Origin of the sequence: Actinosynnema sp. NPDC023794, from assembly GCF_040639675.1 — a bacterium.
GTDB lineage: Bacteria > Actinomycetota > Actinomycetes > Mycobacteriales > Pseudonocardiaceae > Actinosynnema > Actinosynnema luteola.
Genome location: NZ_JBFAFR010000003.1, coordinates 74743 through 89621 on the forward strand (window position 1 = coordinate 74743; position 14879 = coordinate 89621).

Here is a 14879-nt window from a genome sequence, read left to right on the forward strand (position 1 = left end):
ATCGACGTGGTGCTCCCCTGCCTGGACGAGGCGGCGGCGTTGCCGGGCGTGCTGCGGGCCATGCCCGCCGGCTACCGGCCTCTGGTGGTGGACAACGGATCGCGTGACGGCTCACCGGAGATCGCCCGCTCGTTGGGCGCGGAGGTGGTGCACGAGCCGCGGCCCGGGTACGGCGCGGCCGTGCACACGGGCATCGAACGCGCGCGCTCCGAAGTGGTCTGCGTGCTCGACGCGGACGGCTCGCTCGACCCGGGCGAGCTGCCGGAGCTGGTGGCGTTGCTCGCGCGGGCGGAGCTGGCCGTGGGGCGGCGGGTGCCGGGGGCGGGCAGTTGGCCGTGGCACGCGCGGGCGGGCAACGCGGTGCTGGCCGGGTTGCTGCGGCGCAAGGGGCTGCCGGTGCGGGACATCGCGCCGATGCGCGCGTTCCGCCGGCGGGACCTGCTGGGCCTGGGGGTCGAGGACCGGGCGTTCGGCTACCCGTTGGAGCTGCTGCTGCGCGCGGCGGCGGCCGGGTGGCGGGTGGTCGAGCGGGACGTGCGGTACGGGCCGCGCGCGGCGGGCACGAGGTCGAAGGTGTCCGGCTCGGTGCGCGGGACCGTGCGGGCGGTGCGGGACATGACGGCGGTCGTCCGGAGGAGCGCGCGGTGACGGCGTACTCGGCGAGCCTGCTGGTGGTGGCCAAGGCGCCGGCGCCGGGCCTGGCGAAAACCCGGCTGTGCCCTCCCGCGACGCCGGCGGAGGCGGCCGACATCGCCGCCGCCGCGCTGCTGGACACCCTCGACGCCGTGCTCGGCACACCGGGCGTCCGGCCGGTGGTGGCGTTGACCGGGTCGCTCGGTGACGCGCGGCGGTCGGCCGAGATCCGCGCGGTGCTGCGGCAGTTCACCGTGCTGCCGCAGCGGGGTGGGTCGTTCGCCGACCGGCTGGCCAACGCGCACGCCGACGCGCACCGCGCGCACGGCCTGCCGGTGTTCCAGATCGGCATGGACACGCCCCAGCTCACGCCCGCGCTGCTGGCCGAGTCGGTCGACCGGCTGGCCGGGCACGACGCCGTGCTGGGTCCGGCGGCGGACGGCGGTTGGTGGGCGCTCGGGCTCGACGACCCGGCGGTGGCCGCGAACCTCCGCGCCGTGCCGATGTCCCGATCGGACACTGGCGCGTCGACGCTGCGGGCGTTGGGCGGCCGGGACATCGGCCTGCTGCCCGTGCTGTCCGATGTGGACGACGTGGCCACCGCGCGCGAGGTGGCCGCCGCCGTGCCGAACACGCGGTTCGCCGCCGCCCTCGCGCGTTCGGGAGCGCTGCGATGACCGCCGTGACCGCGTTCGACCTCGGCCTCGGCGGCGCGGAGTGCCGGCTCGAGTTCGCCGGCGGCGACCACCTGCCCCTGCGCGTCGACCGGTGGCACGAAGACGCCGACGGGGCCGACCACGTCCTCCTCGACGCCTGCCACGGCCCGACCGTCGACCTCGGCTGCGGCCCCGGGCGGATGGTCGCCGCGCTCGTCCGGCGCGGGGTGGTGGCGTTGGGCATCGACCACTCCCCGCTCGCCGTCGACCTCACCCGGGCGAGAGGCGGGCCGGCGCTGCGCCGCGACCTGTTCGGCCGGCTGCCCGGCGCGAACCGGTGGGCGCACGTGCTGCTCGCCGACGGCAACATCGGCATCGGCGGCGACCCCGTCGCGCTCCTCCGCCGCGCCCGCCACCTCCTGCGCCGGCACGGCAGCGTGCTGGTCGAGGTCGAGCCGCCCGGTTGCGGGCTGCGCCGCGAACGCGCCCGCGTCGCCGGTGGGGCGTGGTTCGACTGGGCACGGGTCGACGCGCGGGCCGTCACGCCGACCGCCGCACGGGCCGGTCTGGTGTCGCGGTGGGTGGTCGAGCGCGACGGGCGCTGGTTCGCCGAGTTGGTGCGGCCGTGAAGCGCACGTCCAGCCCGCACACCGCCACCCGGATCGGCCTGTGGCTGGGCATCGCGTTCGGCCTCTGCTTCGTCACCGGGCTGCTCAGCCACTACCTCCAGCACCCGCCGGGGTGGTTCGCCTGGCCCACCCGCCCGGTGTGGCTCTACCGGTTCACCCAGGGCGTGCACGTCACCTCGGGCGTCGCCGCGATCCCGTTGCTCCTGGCGAAGCTGTGGACGGTCTACCCGAAGCTGTTCGAACGGCCGGTGGTGAAGTCCCTGCCCCACGCGCTGGAACGCGGCTCGATCTTCGCACTGGTCGGCGCGTCGTTCTTCGAGCTGGTCACCGGCCTGTTCAACGCGGCGCAGAACTACCCCTGGCAGTTCTTCTTCCCGACCGCGCACCACGCCGTGGCCTGGATCGCGGTCGGCGCGCTGCTCGTGCACGTCGCGGTCAAGCTGCCGCTGATGCGCACGCCCGCCGAGGAAGTCCGCCGAGGCACGCTCAGCCGACGCGGGTTCCTGCTCACCACGGGCGGCGCGGCGGCGGTCGCGGTGCTGGCCACGGCGGGCGGCACGGTGCCGTGGCTGCGGACCGTCTCCGTCCTGGGCACGCGGTCGGCGGCGCTGCCCGTCAACCGCACGGCCACCGCCGCCGGGGTGTCCGCCGTGGGCGACGACTGGCGGCTGATCGTCGGCGGGCGCCGGTTCTCCCGCCGGGAGCTCGAAGCGCTGCCCCAGACCACGGCCGAGCTGCCGATCGCGTGCGTCGAGGGCTGGAGCGCGTCGGCGCGGTGGACCGGCGTGCCCGTGCGCGACCTGCTGGCGCCGGCGAACCTCGAACCCGGTGACGTCCGGGTGGAGTCGTTGGAACGCGACGGCCTCTACCGCGCGAGCACGCTGCCCGCCGCCCACGCCCGCGACCCGTTGACGCTGCTCGCGCTGCGGCTCGACGGCGAGATCCTGCCCCTCGACCACGGCTACCCGTGCCGGCTGATCGCACCGAGCCGACCGGGCGTGACGCAGACCAAGTGGGTCACCCGGCTGGAGGTCCTCCGATGAGGTGGGTGATCGGCGCGCTGGGTGTCGTCATGGGCCTGTGGGGCGCCGTCCTCGTGCTGCCGCTGGTCTCGGTGGAGCTGGCGCTGTGGTTCGTCGCGGGCCCGGTCGCGCACGACGCCCTGCTCGCGCCCCTCTTCGCCGGCTTCGGCCTGCTGATCGCCCGGTGGGTGCCGAAGCCGTGGCGGGCGGCGGCGCGGGTCGGCGGCACGGTCACCGGCGTGCTGGTGCTGCTCGCCGTCCCGCTGCTCTGGCGTCCGTTCGCGGGTGGGCCCAACCCCGGCCTGGTCGACCGGGACTACCCGGTCGGGTTGCTGGTGGCGGTCGGCGTGACCTGGCTGGGCGTCCTCGCGACCACCCTCGTGCGACGGCACAAGAGGCCGCACGCCGACAGGTGAGGGGCGGTCACCTGTGTCGGCGTGCGGCCTCCACGACCGGCTCGGGGCACGGGAGCCGGTGGCTCGCGGGTGCTAGCGGACCTCGACGGGCTGGCTGCCGAGCGTCACCTCGACCGTGCGGTCCTCGCCGATGGTGAGCTGCACCTTCTCGCCCGGCGCGCGGGACCGGACCGCCGCGACCAGGGAGTCCGAGGCCTCGATGGGCCGGTCGCCGAACCTGGTGATCACGTCGCCGGACTTGATGCCCGCCGCCTCGGCCGCGCCGCCGGCGGTCACGTCGCGGACCACCGCGCCGCCCTGCGGCGAGTCGCCCACCTGGACGCCGAGCACGGTCTGGGTCGCCTTGCCGGTCTCCGACAGCTCCTTGGCCGTGCGGCGGGCCTGGTCGATCGGGATGGCGAAGCCGATGCCGACCGAGCCGCCCTGCGCGGACTGGCTGGAGTTCGGGCTGTAGATGGCCGAGTTGATGCCGACGACCTGGCCGCGCATGTTCACCAGCGGGCCGCCCGAGTTGCCGGGGTTGATCGCGGCGTCGGTCTGGATGGCGTTGAGCACGGTGTCCACCCCGCCCTGCTGGCCGCCGGCGCGCACCGGGCGGTTCAGCGAGCTGACGATGCCGGACGTGACCGTGCCGTTGAGGTCGAACGGCGAGCCGACGGCCACGACGTCCTGGCCGATGCGCAGGTCGCCGGAGTTGCCGAGCTCGGCCGTGGGCAGGCCGGAGACGTCCTCCATCTTCAGCACGGCCAGGTCGGACGTCGGGTCGCGGCCGACGATCTTCGCGTCGAACGAGCGGCCGTCCTGGAGCTGGACCGCGATCGGGCCGCCGTTCGCGGCGCTCTCGACCACGTGGTTGTTGGTCAGCACCAAGCCGTCGGAGCTGAGCGTGAAGCCGGACCCGGCGCCGCCGTTGACCTGCACCTGCACCACGGTCGGCAGCACCTTCTGCGCCACCTGCTCGATCGAGCCCTCCGGGGCGTCGGAGCTCTGCTGGGCGGGCGGGGTCTGGTTGAGCGCGTTGGTCACGGGCCCGGCCTGGTCGGCGGCCTGGAAGCCGACGTACCCGCCGACACCGCCCGCGACGCCGCCGACGGCGAGCACGAGAGCGGCGATCCCCGCCACGACCTTGCCGCGGCCCCGTTGCGGGCGCGGTGCGCCGGTGACCGAACCGGGCGGCGCGTAGTAGGGGCCCGACACACCGGGCTGCGCCGGCCCCGAAGGGGAGTGGGCCGGCGGGCCCTGGTGGTCCTGGGGAGCGCCGTACGGACCGGTGTGCTCCGGGCGTCGGAAGCCGCCATGCCAGGCGTCCGGCCCGGATCCCGGCAGCCCGGCACCGCCCTGCACGGCGCCGGGACCACCGGTTCCGGGATGGCCGGCGCCGCCCTGCACAGCGCCTGCCACACCTGCTCCGGTCGGGCCGGCGCCGCCCTGCACAGCGCCCGCCTGACCGGTTCCCGACTGGCCGGCGGCACCCTGCGAGGCGGCCGGCGAGCCGAAGTCATCCGGGTGACCGGAACGCGACCACGCGTCCGGCGACCCGGGCACAGGCTCGGCGCCGCTCGCGTGCGGAGCGGCCGGCGAGCCGGGGTTCGAGGTGGCAGCGGTCGTCGTCACGCTGTCCGGGTACAGGTCGGCCGGGTGGCCGGTGTTCCCCCGCGGAACACCCGCCGATCCCGCCTCCGACGAGTCGGCCCCCACAGCCGACCCGTCGGTCACGTCCTCCGGCCGCGCCGAGGCCCCCTGCCAGGCACCTCCCGCGCCGGTGGACTCCGGCGAAGCACCGGCGCCGCCCTGCACGGCGCCGGTGTCGCCCCTGTCCGGCCGACCAGCACCCTGCTGCTGGGAGCCGGCGTCCTCATGACCGAGCCCGGCGTCCCCACGCGCCCACGGGCTCCGCGGCTGAGCCGGCTGAGACTGCGGTGGCTGCTTCGGCTGCTCGTCTTCGGTCATGTCCACCACTCTGCGGTGCCCGCCTGAGAGCAGCCTTAAACGAAACTGGGCATCCCTTGTGAGTCGGTCCGGGATTCCGCCCCGCGGTTCAGCCGCGCAGCCTCTCGGCGATCTGCTCCGGCGTGGCGTCGTTCACCCACACGCCCATGCCCGACTCGGAGCCGGCGAGGTACTTGAGCTTGTCCGCGGCGCGCAGCACCGAGAACACCTCCAGGTGCAGCCAGGCCAGGTCACGGCCGGTGCGGACGGGTGCCTGGTGCCACGCCGCGATGTAGGGCAGCGGGCGGTCGTAGAGGGCGTCGAGGCGGTGCAGCACGGTCAGGTAGAGGTCCGCGAAGTCGTCCCGCTCGGCGTCCGCCAGCGCGGGCAGGTCCGGCACTTGGCGGTGCGGGACCAGGTGCACCTCGACCGGCCACCGGGCCGCGGCGGGCACGAACGCCGTCCAGTGCTCACTCTCGGCGATGACACGGGTGCCAGCCGCGCGTTCAGCGGCCAGGATGTCACCCATCAGTGGACGACCGTGTGACGCCTGGTAGTCCGCCGCGACGGCGAGCATCCGTTCCGTCTTCGGGGTCACGAAGGGGTAGCCGTAGATCTGCCCGTGCGGGTGGGACAGCGTCACGCCGATCTCTTCGCCCCGGTTCTCGAACGGGAAGACCTGCTCGACACCCGGTGTCGCGTTCAACGCCGCCGTGCGGTCCGCCCACGCGTCCACGACCGTGCGCACCCGCGAGGCGGGCAGCGAGCCGAACGACGTGTCGTGGTCGGACGTGAAGCACATGACCTCGCACCGGCCGAGCCCGGCCGCCCGCGGCACCATCGGCATCCCGTCCACAGTGGACGGCAGCTCCGGCACGCCCTGCGCGAACGACGGGAACCGGTTCTCGAACACGACCACGTCGTACGACGACTCGGGCACCTCGGTCGGCTTGCCGGGCGTCGACGGGCACAGCGGGCACAGGTCGGCCGGCGGCTTGTACGTGCGGGTCTGCCGGTGCGCGGCCATCGCCACCCACTCGCCGGTCAACGGGTCGCGCCGCACCTCCGACAGCGGCTGCGCGCGCGGCAGGTCGCGGGTGTCGACCGCGTCGCGCGGCGGCGCGTCCGGGGTGTCGTCGAAGTAGATGATCTCGCGACCATCGGCAAGCTTCCCCGCCGTGCGCCTCACGCCAGTTCCTCTCCGCGGCCCGGCACGTGCGCCAGGACCAGTTCGCCGACCTGCTCGCCGAGCACCGTCCGCGCGGGCTCGGCCAATCCCTCGTCGGTCACCAGCACGTCCGCCTCGTCCAGCGCGGCGATGGTGGAGATGCCGACGGTGCCCCACTTGGTGTGGTCGGCGACCACGACGACCCGCCCGGCCGCGTCGACCAGCGCGCGGTCGGTCTCGCTCTCGTTCAGGTTGGGCGTGGTGAAGCCGGAGCGCTCGGCCATGCCGTGCACGCCGAGGAACACCACGTCCAGGTGCAGCGACCGCAGCGCCTGCACGGCCACCGGCCCGACCAGCGCGTCCGACGGCGTGCGCACCCCGCCGGTGAGCACCACCGTGCGATCGGTGCGCCCGCTCTGCTGCAGCACGTCGGCGATCCGGATCGAGTTCGTCACCACGGTCAGGTCCGGGATGTCGTCCAGGAACCGGGCCAGCGTCCACGTGGTGGTGCCCGCCGACAGGCCGATCGCGGTGCCGGGCCGCACCAGGCCCGCGGCGAAGGCGGCGATGGCCTCCTTCTCCGGTAGCTGGCGCACCGACTTGGCCTCGAAACCGGGCTCGTCGGTGCTGCGGCCGACCACGGACGTGGCGCCGCCGTACACCTTCTCCACCAGGCCGCGGGCGGCCAGCACGTCCAGGTCGCGGCGCACGGTCATGTCCGAGACGCCCAGCCGGACGACCAGGTCGCTCACCCGCACCGCGCCGGTGCGGCGGACCTCTTCCAGGATCACCGCTTGTCGCTGGCGTGCCAGCACGTCACACCTCTTCTTCCCTGAGCACGACCACGCCGCCGGCGGGCACGACCACGCTGCCCGACGCGCGCGCGCCGGACAGCAGCTCGACGCCCACCGCGGGCAGCTCGGCGTCGCCGTCGGAGTGGTTGACCGCGACCAGCCACGATACGGCGGAGCCGGCCACCTCACCGCGCCGACGCACCACCTCGACGTCACCGCCCGGGCCGACCGGCACGCCCGCCCGGTCGAGCGCGGTCCGCACCAGCCGCTCCAGCCCGTCGCCGACCAGGCCGCACGCCGCGTACCAGGCGACGCCCCCGCCGTGCTCGTTGCGGGTCACGGCGGGCACGCCGGGCAGCGGGCCGTCCGCGTAGGAGGCGACGACCTCCGCGCCGTCGACGTGCAGGTGCTCGGTCCAGACGACGGCCGACGAGCCGTCGTCCAGCGCCGCGGTCTGCCCCGCGCGCAACGGGTGGAACTCCTCGGTCCGCACGCCGAGCAGCTCGCGGAACGCGCCGGGGTAGCCGCCGAGGTGCACGTGGCCGCGGGTGTCCGTGACGCCGGACAGGTACGTGACCAGCACGTGGCCGCCCGCCGCGACGTGCTCCTCGTACGGCGTCGCGTCGTCCACCGCGTACAACGCCGGCAGCACGACCAGCCGGTAGGGGGACAGGTCGGCGCCCGGCGGCACGAAGTCGACCGTCACCCCCGCCCGCCACAACGCCCGGTAGTACCCGAACACGTGCTCGGGGTAGGAGAAGTCACTGGTCGGGTGGCCGGACTGGCCGAGCGCCCACCACGACTCCCAGTCGAAGACGACGGCGACCGGCGCGTCCACCGTGGAGCCGACGACCTCGGCGATCCGCTGGTACTCGGCCCCGACCTGCTCCACCTCGCGGTACACCTTGGTGTCCGGCCCGGCGTGGGGCACCATCGCCGAGTGGTAGCGCTCCGCGCCCGCCCGCGACTGCCGCCACTGGAAGAACAGCGTGCCGTCCGCGCCGCGGGCCATGTGCGCGTAGGAGTTGCGGCGCAGCTCGCCGGGCAGCTTGGCGATGTTGCGCGGCTGCCAGTTCACCGCCGACGTGGAGTGCTCCATGAGCAGCCACGGCCGCCCGCCCGCGAGGCCGCGCACCAGGTCGGCGGAGTACGCGAGGTGGACGTGCCGGTCGGGGTCCTCGCCGAACGTGTAGTGGTCGTTGGAGACGAAGTCGACCTCGGCGGCCCACTTCCAGTAGTCGAGCCCGGAGAACGCGGCGGCCATGAAGTTCGTGGTCACCGGCACGTCCGGGGTGACCTCGCGCAGCACGTCCCGCTCGGCCTTGTACAGCTCGAGCAGCGCGTCGGAGGAGAACCGGTCGAAGTCGAGCAGCTGGCCCGGGTTGTGCGTCGCCGGCGTGGCCCGCGGCGGCAGCACCTGGTCCCACGAGGTGTAGTGCTGGCTCCAGAACGCCGTGCCCCACGCCTCGTTCAGCGCGTCCAGCGTCCCGTGGCGGGCGCGCAGCCAGGCCCGGAACGCCACCGCGCACCGGTCGCAGTAGCAGCGGGAGACGTGGCAGCCGTACTCGTTGTTGACGTGCCACGCGGACAGCGCCGGGTGGTCGCGGTACCGCTCGGCCAGCGCGCGGGCCAGCGCGACGGCCTTGGTCCGGTAGACCGGCGAGCTCGGGCAGTAGGACTGGCGCGAGCCGTGCGCGAGCCGGACGCCGTCGGCGGTCTCGGGCAGCATGTCGGGGTGCGCGGTGGTCAGCCACGGCGGCGGCGCGGCGGTCGCGGTGGCCAGGTCGACCCGGATGCCGCCCGCGTGCAAACGGTCGAGCACGCGGTCCAACCAGCCGAACTCGTAGCGGCCCTCTTCCACTTCCAGCAACGCCCAGGAGAAGATCGCCACGCTCACCAGGTTCACGCCGGCCCGGCGCATCAGCGCGACGTCGTCGTCCCAGACGTCCTCCGGCCACTGCTCGGGGTTGTAGTCGGCGCCCCAGGCCAGGCCGCGCACACGGGTGGGCCAAGTCGTCATGGCACAAGAGTGGTCGATTTGCCGCGAAAACGTCAACACAGTCCAACAAGAACCGTCGGATAGCTTGACATTCCGTGTGGCGCAGCCCACATTGTGAGGCCTCTTGTTGACTCTTTGTTCACTTGGCTACAGCTGAGTGTCACCCGGAGGAGCGACGATGACGAGGTTCTCCCCCAACACCCACCCCCTGCTGGGCCGCCGCGCGCTGTTGAGGGCGATCGTCGCGGGCGCGGGCGTCGCGGCCGTGCCCGGCCTGGCCGCGTGCGGCTCCGACGGCGGAGCCGCCGCCACCGACACGGTGTCGTTCGGCAACAACCAGTCCGACCAGGTGCCGAAGGACGCGATCACGGCCGTGCTGAAGGCGTTCGAGGGCGAGTCGGGCCTCAAGGTCGCGATCAACACCAAGCAGCACGAGCAGTACCAGGAGCAGATCAACAACTACCTCCAGGGCAAGCCGGACGACGTGCTGTCGTGGTTCGCGGGCTACCGGATGCGGTTCTTCGCCGAGAAGGGCCTGACCGGCGACCTCAGCGACGTGTGGTCGAAGGTCTCCGCCGGTTACGAGCCCGCGTTGAAGGAGGCGTCCACCGCCTCGGACGGCAAGCAGTACCTGATCCCGTTCGTGCAGTACCCGTGGGGCGTGTTCTACCGCAAGAGCGTCTGGCAGCAGCGCGGGTACGAGCAGCCGAAGACGTTGGACGAGCTCGTCGCGCTGTCCACCAGGATGCAGGCCGACGGGCTCGTGCCGATCGCGTTCGCGCAGAAGCAGGGCTGGCCCGGCATGGGCACGTTCGACCAGCTGAACTTCCGGCTCAACGGCTACCAGTTCCACGTCGACCTCATGGCGGGCAAGGAGGACTGGCAGGGGCCGAAGGTGCGGGAGGTGTTCGACACCTGGAAACGGCTGCTGCCGTTCCACCAGGAGAACGCGCTGGGCCGGGAGTGGCAGGAGGCCGCGCAGGCGTTGCAGCAGGGCAAGGCGGGCATGTACCTGCTCGGCTCGTTCGTGGCGCAGCAGTTCAAGGGCGCCGAGGTGGACGACCTGGACTTCTTCCCGTACCCGGAGATCAACCCCGAGCACGGCCAGGACACCGTGGAGGCGCCGATCGACGGCTTCATGATGTCCCGCAAGCCCGCCAACCCCGAGGGCGCGCGCAAGCTGCTGGAGCACCTGTCCACGCCCGCCGCGCAGCTGGCCTACGTCAAGGCCGACCCGAGCCAGGTCGCCGCGTCGAACAAGGCCGAGACCACCGGCTACAACGCGTTGCAGAAGAAGTCGGCGCAGGTGATCAAGGAAGCCGCGCACATCACGCAGTTCCTCGACCGGGACACCGACCCGCGCTTCGCCAGCGACGCGGCGACCAACGGGCTCAACGCGTTCATCCAGAACCCCGACGACCTCGACTCGATCCTCAAGGGCATGGCCGACCAGGCCAAGACGATCTTCACGGGGTGACGCCGTGACCGCCTTGCAGTCCCCACCGGAGCCAGCCGGGACGTCGGCCCCCTCCCCGACGTCCCGGCGCGGCAGGCGTCGCCGCGCCACCGCGTTGGCCCCGCGCGACAAGCTCCTGCTCGGGCTGATGCTCGGCATCCCGTCGCTGGTGCACGTCGCGCTGGTGTGGGCGCCCGCGCTCGGCTCGGTCGGGCTGTCGTTCAGCTCCTGGGACGGGATCGGCGGGTTCGCCGACATCGAGTGGGTCGGCTTCCAGAACTACGTCGACATCTTCACCCGGTACCCGCGGTTCTGGCCCGCGTTGCGGCACAACCTGATCTGGCTGCTGTTCCTGCTCGTGGTCCCCACCGTGGCGGGGCTGCTGCTGGCCGTGCTGCTGGACCGTCAGCTGCGCTTCGGGCGGATCTACCAGAGCGCGCTGTACCTGCCGATGGTGCTGTCGCTGGCGTTGGTCGGGTTCATCTGGCAGCTGATCTACCAGCCCGAGCAGGGGTTGCTGAACAACGTGCTCGGCACCGCCTCGACGGACCCGGTGAACTGGCTGGGTGATCCGGACATCAACCTGTACGCGGTGCTCGTGGCGGCCGGGTGGCGGCACACCGGGTACATCATGCTGCTGTACCTGGCGGGGTTGAAGTCGGTCGACCCGGCGTTGAAGGAGGCCGCGGCGCTGGACGGCGCGAATGCGTGGCAGACGTTCTTCCGGGTGACGTTCCCGGTGCTCCGGCCGGTGAACGTGGTCGTGCTCGTGGTCACCGTGATCGAGGGCCTGCGGGCGTTCGACATCGTGTACGTGATCAACAAGGGGCGCAACGGGCTGGAGCTGCTGTCCGTGCTGGTGACGGACAACATCATCGGCGAGTCGAGCCGGATCGGGTGGGGTTCGGCGCTGGCCGTGGTCCTGCTGCTGATCTCGCTCGGGTTCATCATCACCTACCTGATCCAGGTGTTCCGCGAGGAGGACCGGACGTGACGTTCGCTTTCCGACCGGCGCGCATCGCCCTGCACGTGTTCCTGGTCCTGACGTGCCTGGCCACGCTCGCGCCGCTGCTGTGGGCGTTGTACGCGTCGCTGCGGACGTACGACGACACGGCGCGCAACGGGTACTTCTCGATCGCGGAGAGCCTGACGTTCGACAACTTCGCGTCGGCGTGGACGCAGGCGGACCTGCCGCACTACTACCTGAACACGTTGATCGTGACGTTGCCGGCGGTGGTGCTCGTGCTGCTGCTCAGCTCGATGGTGGCGTACGGGGTGTCGCGGTACAGCTTCCGGTTCAACCTGGCGCTGCTGGTGCTGTTCACGGCGGGGAACCTGTTGCCGCAGCAGGTGATCGTGACGCCGTTGTACCGGCTTTACCTGCTGACGCCGTTGCCGTCGTGGTTGAGCGACAGCGGGTTGCTGCTGGACTCGCAGCTCGGGCTGGTGCTGATCCACGTGGCGTTCCAGTCGGGGTTCTGCGTGTTCGTGCTGAGCAACTACATGAAGACGATCCCGGCGGAGCTGGGTGAGGCGGCACGCGTGGACGGAGCCGGCGTGTTCCGGCAGTACTGGCAGGTGATCCTGCCTCTGTGCCGTCCCGCTCTGGCGGCTCTGGCGACCCTCGAGTTCACCTGGGTCTACAACGACTTCCTCTGGGCCCTCGTCCTGATCCAAACCGGCGACAAGATGCCGATCACGTCGGCGTTGCAGAACCTGAAGGGCACCTTCTTCGTGGACAACAACCTGGTCGCCGCGGGCTCCCTCCTCGTCGCCCTCCCCACCCTGGTCGTCTTCTTCACCCTGCAACGCCAGTTCATCGGCGGCCTGACCCTGGGCTCCACCAAGGGCTAACCGGCGTGTCGAACGCTCAGCGCCCGCGTGTCGAACCTCCAGGACCCCCGAGTTCAACGTTCCGGATGTGGAACTCAGGGGTCCTGAACGTTCGACACGGTGGTCCTGAGCGTTCGACACGCGGGTCCTGAGCGTTCGACACGCGGGACCTGAACGTTCGACACGGTGGTCCTGAGTGTTCGACACGGTGGTCCTGAGTGTTCGACACGCCGGTTAGTGGTGGGGGACGGGGGCGGGGCGGCCGGGGAGGCGGATGGTGAACATGGCGCCGCCCTCGGGGGCGCGGCCCACGTAGGCGAGGCCGCCGTGGCGTTCCGCCACCTGCTTGACGATGGCCAGGCCCAGGCCCGAGCCCGGGAGGGTGCGGGCTTCGGAGGAGCGGTAGAAGCGTTCGAAGACGTGCGGCAGGTCGGCGTCGGCGATGCCCGGGCCGGAGTCGGCCACCTCGACGACCGCGCTGCCGTCGCCCAGTTGCTTCAGGGAGAGGCGGACCACGCCGCGTGCCGGGCTGAACTTGACCGCGTTGTCCAAGAGGTTGAGGACGGCACGTTCCAGGGCGCTGGAGTCGCCCAGCAGAGACCACGGCTGCACTTCCACCACGAAGTCCACGTCCATCGCACGGCGCTTCGCCCGGTCCAGCGCGCGCTCCACCACCTCGACCAGGTCCACCGGCTCGTGCACGACCTGCGGCGCGTCCTCACGCGCCAGCTCCACCAAGTCCCCGATCAACGTGGTCAGCTCGTCCAGCTGCGCCCGCACGTCGGCGTTGATCTCCGCCTTGTCCTCGTCGGACAACGTCGGCGCGTCCGGCCGCTCCGAGGCCAGCAGCAGCTCCAGGTTCGTGCGCATGGACGTCAACGGCGTCCGCAGCTCGTGCCCCGCGTCCGCCACCAGCCGCCGCTGCCGCTCCTGCGAGTCCGCCACCGCGCCCAGCATCGCGTTGAACCGCTGCGACAACAACGCCAGCTCGTCGTCACCCGACACCGGGATCGGCCGCAGGTCGCCGGTCAACGCCACCCGCTCGGTGGCCTCCGTCAACCGCTGCACGGGCCGCAGCCCGGTCCGCGCCACCGCCGTCCCCGCCGCCGCCGCGACCAGCACGCCGAGCCCGCTGATCACGAACAGCACCACGGACAGCTTGCCCAATGTGACGTTCAACGGCTTGGTGGACTGCGCGATCAGCATCGCCTGGCCGTCGCCGTACGGCACCGCGATCACCCGGAAGTCGGTGCGCAGGTCGGTCCAGATGTTCTCCAGCCGCGACCCCCGCGCCACGTCCAGGTCCGCGGGCTGGGTCGGCGGCGCGATCGTGCCCTTCGGGTACAGGATCTGCCCCGTCACGTCCAGCACGCCGATCCGGATGTCGCCCGCGGCCAGGAACGCGCCGGGGATCTCGGTGACGTCGTTGTTGACCTTCGGCGCGTTCACCGCGGCCTGGGCGCGCTGCCGCAGGTTGGAGTCCATCGAGTCGTGCAGGTTCTGGCTCACCGTCATGTACGCGCCGAGCGACACGACGGCCACGGCTCCGGCCACGCAGAACGCGGCCAGCAGGGTCACCCGGGCCCGCAGCGACACCCGCTGGAGCCGCCCGTTGGCGGCACCGATCACGGAGGGGTCTCCCGCAGCACGTAGCCGACACCGCGCACGGTGTGCAGCAGCCTGGTCTCGCCCTCCGCCTCGGTCTTGCGGCGCAGGTAGCCGACGTAGACCTCCAGCGCGTTGCCCGAGGTGGGGAAGTCGTAGCCCCAGACGTCCTCGAGGATCCGGCCGCGGGTCAGCACCTGCTTCGGGTGCGCCAGGAACAGCTCCAGCAGGGCGAACTCGGTCCGGGTGAGGCTGATCGGGCGCTCGCCGCGCCGCACGTCCCGGGTGCTCGGGTCGAGCTCCAGGTCCGCGAACCGCAGCACCGCGCCCGCGGGCTCCTCGGCGTCCGACGCCGCCCGCCGCAGCAACGCGCGCAGCCGGGCCAGCAGCTCCTCCAGCGCGAACGGCTTGGGCAGGTAGTCGTCGGCGCCCGCGTCGAGCCCGGACACCCGGTCGGACACCGCGTCACGGGCGGTGAGCACGAGGATCGGCAGGTCGTCGCCGGTGCTGCGCAGCCGGCGGCACACCTCCAACCCGTCGAGTCGGGGCATCATCACGTCCAGCACCATGGCGTCGGGGCGCTGGGAGACGACGGACTCGAGGGCCTGCTGGCCGTCGCCGGCAAGGTCGACCTGGTAGCCGTTGAACTGCAGTGAGCGACGAAGCGACTCACGCACGGCCCGGTCGTCGTCGACAACGAGGATGCGCATGCGGTCAGTCTTGCCCCTGGTCCTGAGAG

14 protein-coding genes are annotated in these 14879 nt (G+C 72.4%); 8 read left to right on the forward strand and 6 right to left on the reverse strand.

Features of this window, described 5'->3' with window-relative positions; all coding sequences use genetic code 11:
• The 5 genes from AB0H12_RS08845 to AB0H12_RS08865 are packed head-to-tail and all read left to right on the forward strand — an operon-like array spanning window position 1 to window position 3356.
• Window positions 1-648, forward strand: coding sequence for a glycosyltransferase family 2 protein (locus AB0H12_RS08845; protein WP_499622515.1), 648 nt, complete (start codon window positions 1-3; stop codon window positions 646-648).
• Window positions 645-1310 carry a TIGR04282 family arsenosugar biosynthesis glycosyltransferase gene (locus tag AB0H12_RS08850; protein WP_499621911.1) on the forward strand — a complete coding sequence of 222 codons (666 nt, stop codon included), beginning with the start codon at window positions 645-647 and terminating at the stop codon, window positions 1308-1310. The genes AB0H12_RS08845 and AB0H12_RS08850 overlap by 4 nt, the downstream gene beginning before the upstream one ends.
• A complete protein-coding gene (locus AB0H12_RS08855) occupies window positions 1307-1918 on the forward strand; it encodes an SAM-dependent methyltransferase (RefSeq protein WP_499621913.1) in 612 nt (203 codons plus the stop codon). The genes AB0H12_RS08850 and AB0H12_RS08855 overlap by 4 nt, the downstream gene beginning before the upstream one ends.
• Window positions 1915-2961 (forward strand): molybdopterin-dependent oxidoreductase, encoded by a 1047-nt coding sequence (locus AB0H12_RS08860; RefSeq protein WP_499621914.1) that lies wholly within the window; start codon window positions 1915-1917, stop codon window positions 2959-2961. The genes AB0H12_RS08855 and AB0H12_RS08860 overlap by 4 nt, the downstream gene beginning before the upstream one ends.
• Window positions 2958-3356, forward strand: coding sequence for a hypothetical protein (locus AB0H12_RS08865; protein WP_499621916.1), 399 nt, complete (start codon window positions 2958-2960; stop codon window positions 3354-3356). Before AB0H12_RS08860 ends, AB0H12_RS08865 begins: the two co-directional genes overlap by 4 nt.
• Window positions 3357-3428: 72 nt before the next feature.
• On the opposite strand, the gene AB0H12_RS08870 is transcribed toward AB0H12_RS08865, so the two are convergent.
• From AB0H12_RS08870 to AB0H12_RS08885, 4 genes are all read right to left on the reverse strand, one after another.
• Window positions 3429-4757, reverse strand: a complete 1329-nt coding sequence (locus tag AB0H12_RS08870; RefSeq protein ID WP_499621918.1) for a S1C family serine protease — start codon at window positions 4755-4757, stop codon at window positions 3429-3431.
• Between the two features lie 637 nt (window positions 4758-5394).
• On the reverse strand, window positions 5395-6474 hold the full coding sequence (gene galT / locus AB0H12_RS08875) for a galactose-1-phosphate uridylyltransferase (RefSeq protein ID WP_499621919.1): 1080 nt from the start codon (window positions 6472-6474) through the stop codon (window positions 5395-5397).
• Window positions 6471-7268: a DeoR/GlpR family DNA-binding transcription regulator gene (locus AB0H12_RS08880; protein WP_053719283.1), complete on the reverse strand. Its 798-nt coding sequence runs from the start codon at window positions 7266-7268 to the stop codon at window positions 6471-6473. Before AB0H12_RS08880 ends, galT begins: the two co-directional genes overlap by 4 nt.
• A 1-nt stretch (window position 7269) precedes the next feature.
• Window positions 7270-9267, reverse strand: a complete 1998-nt coding sequence (locus AB0H12_RS08885; RefSeq protein WP_499621921.1) for a beta-galactosidase — start codon at window positions 9265-9267, stop codon at window positions 7270-7272.
• A 157-nt stretch (window positions 9268-9424) separates the two neighbouring features.
• Between AB0H12_RS08885 and AB0H12_RS08890 the strand changes: the two genes are divergently transcribed.
• Genes AB0H12_RS08890 through AB0H12_RS08900 form a run of 3 tightly spaced genes read left to right on the forward strand, consistent with a single transcriptional unit; the run spans window position 9425 to window position 12556 of the window.
• Complete coding sequence (locus tag AB0H12_RS08890) at window positions 9425-10723, forward strand: ABC transporter substrate-binding protein (RefSeq protein WP_499621923.1); 1299 nt, start codon at window positions 9425-9427, stop codon at window positions 10721-10723.
• Window positions 10724-10727: 4 nt separating this feature from the next.
• On the forward strand, window positions 10728-11696 hold the full coding sequence (locus AB0H12_RS08895) for a carbohydrate ABC transporter permease (protein WP_499621924.1): 969 nt from the start codon (window positions 10728-10730) through the stop codon (window positions 11694-11696).
• On the forward strand, window positions 11693-12556 hold the full coding sequence (locus AB0H12_RS08900) for a carbohydrate ABC transporter permease (RefSeq protein ID WP_499621926.1): 864 nt from the start codon (window positions 11693-11695) through the stop codon (window positions 12554-12556). The genes AB0H12_RS08895 and AB0H12_RS08900 overlap by 4 nt, the downstream gene beginning before the upstream one ends.
• A 213-nt stretch (window positions 12557-12769) precedes the next feature.
• Here AB0H12_RS08900 and AB0H12_RS08905 read toward each other — a convergent pair whose 3' ends face one another.
• Both AB0H12_RS08905 and AB0H12_RS08910 read right to left on the reverse strand, forming a co-directional pair.
• Window positions 12770-14164 carry a sensor histidine kinase gene (locus AB0H12_RS08905; protein WP_499621927.1) on the reverse strand — a complete coding sequence of 465 codons (1395 nt, stop codon included), beginning with the start codon at window positions 14162-14164 and terminating at the stop codon, window positions 12770-12772.
• Window positions 14161-14850 (reverse strand): response regulator transcription factor, encoded by a 690-nt coding sequence (locus AB0H12_RS08910; protein WP_230572782.1) that lies wholly within the window; start codon window positions 14848-14850, stop codon window positions 14161-14163. Before AB0H12_RS08910 ends, AB0H12_RS08905 begins: the two co-directional genes overlap by 4 nt.
• Window positions 14851-14879 lie beyond the last annotated feature (29 nt).

Excerpts from the sequence above, each read along its gene's own strand:
- AB0H12_RS08885 (WP_499621921.1), bottom strand. The coding sequence starts at position 9,267 with ATGACGACTTGGCCCACCCGTGTGCGCGGCCTGGCCTGGGGCGCCGAC.
- AB0H12_RS08910 (WP_230572782.1), bottom strand. The coding sequence starts at position 14,850 with ATGCGCATCCTCGTTGTCGACGACGACCGGGCCGTGCGTGAGTCGCTT.
- AB0H12_RS08855 (WP_499621913.1), top strand. The coding sequence starts at position 1,307 with ATGACCGCCGTGACCGCGTTCGACCTCGGCCTCGGCGGCGCGGAGTGC.
- AB0H12_RS08865 (WP_499621916.1), top strand. The coding sequence starts at position 2,958 with ATGAGGTGGGTGATCGGCGCGCTGGGTGTCGTCATGGGCCTGTGGGGC.
- AB0H12_RS08890 (WP_499621923.1), top strand. The coding sequence starts at position 9,425 with ATGACGAGGTTCTCCCCCAACACCCACCCCCTGCTGGGCCGCCGCGCG.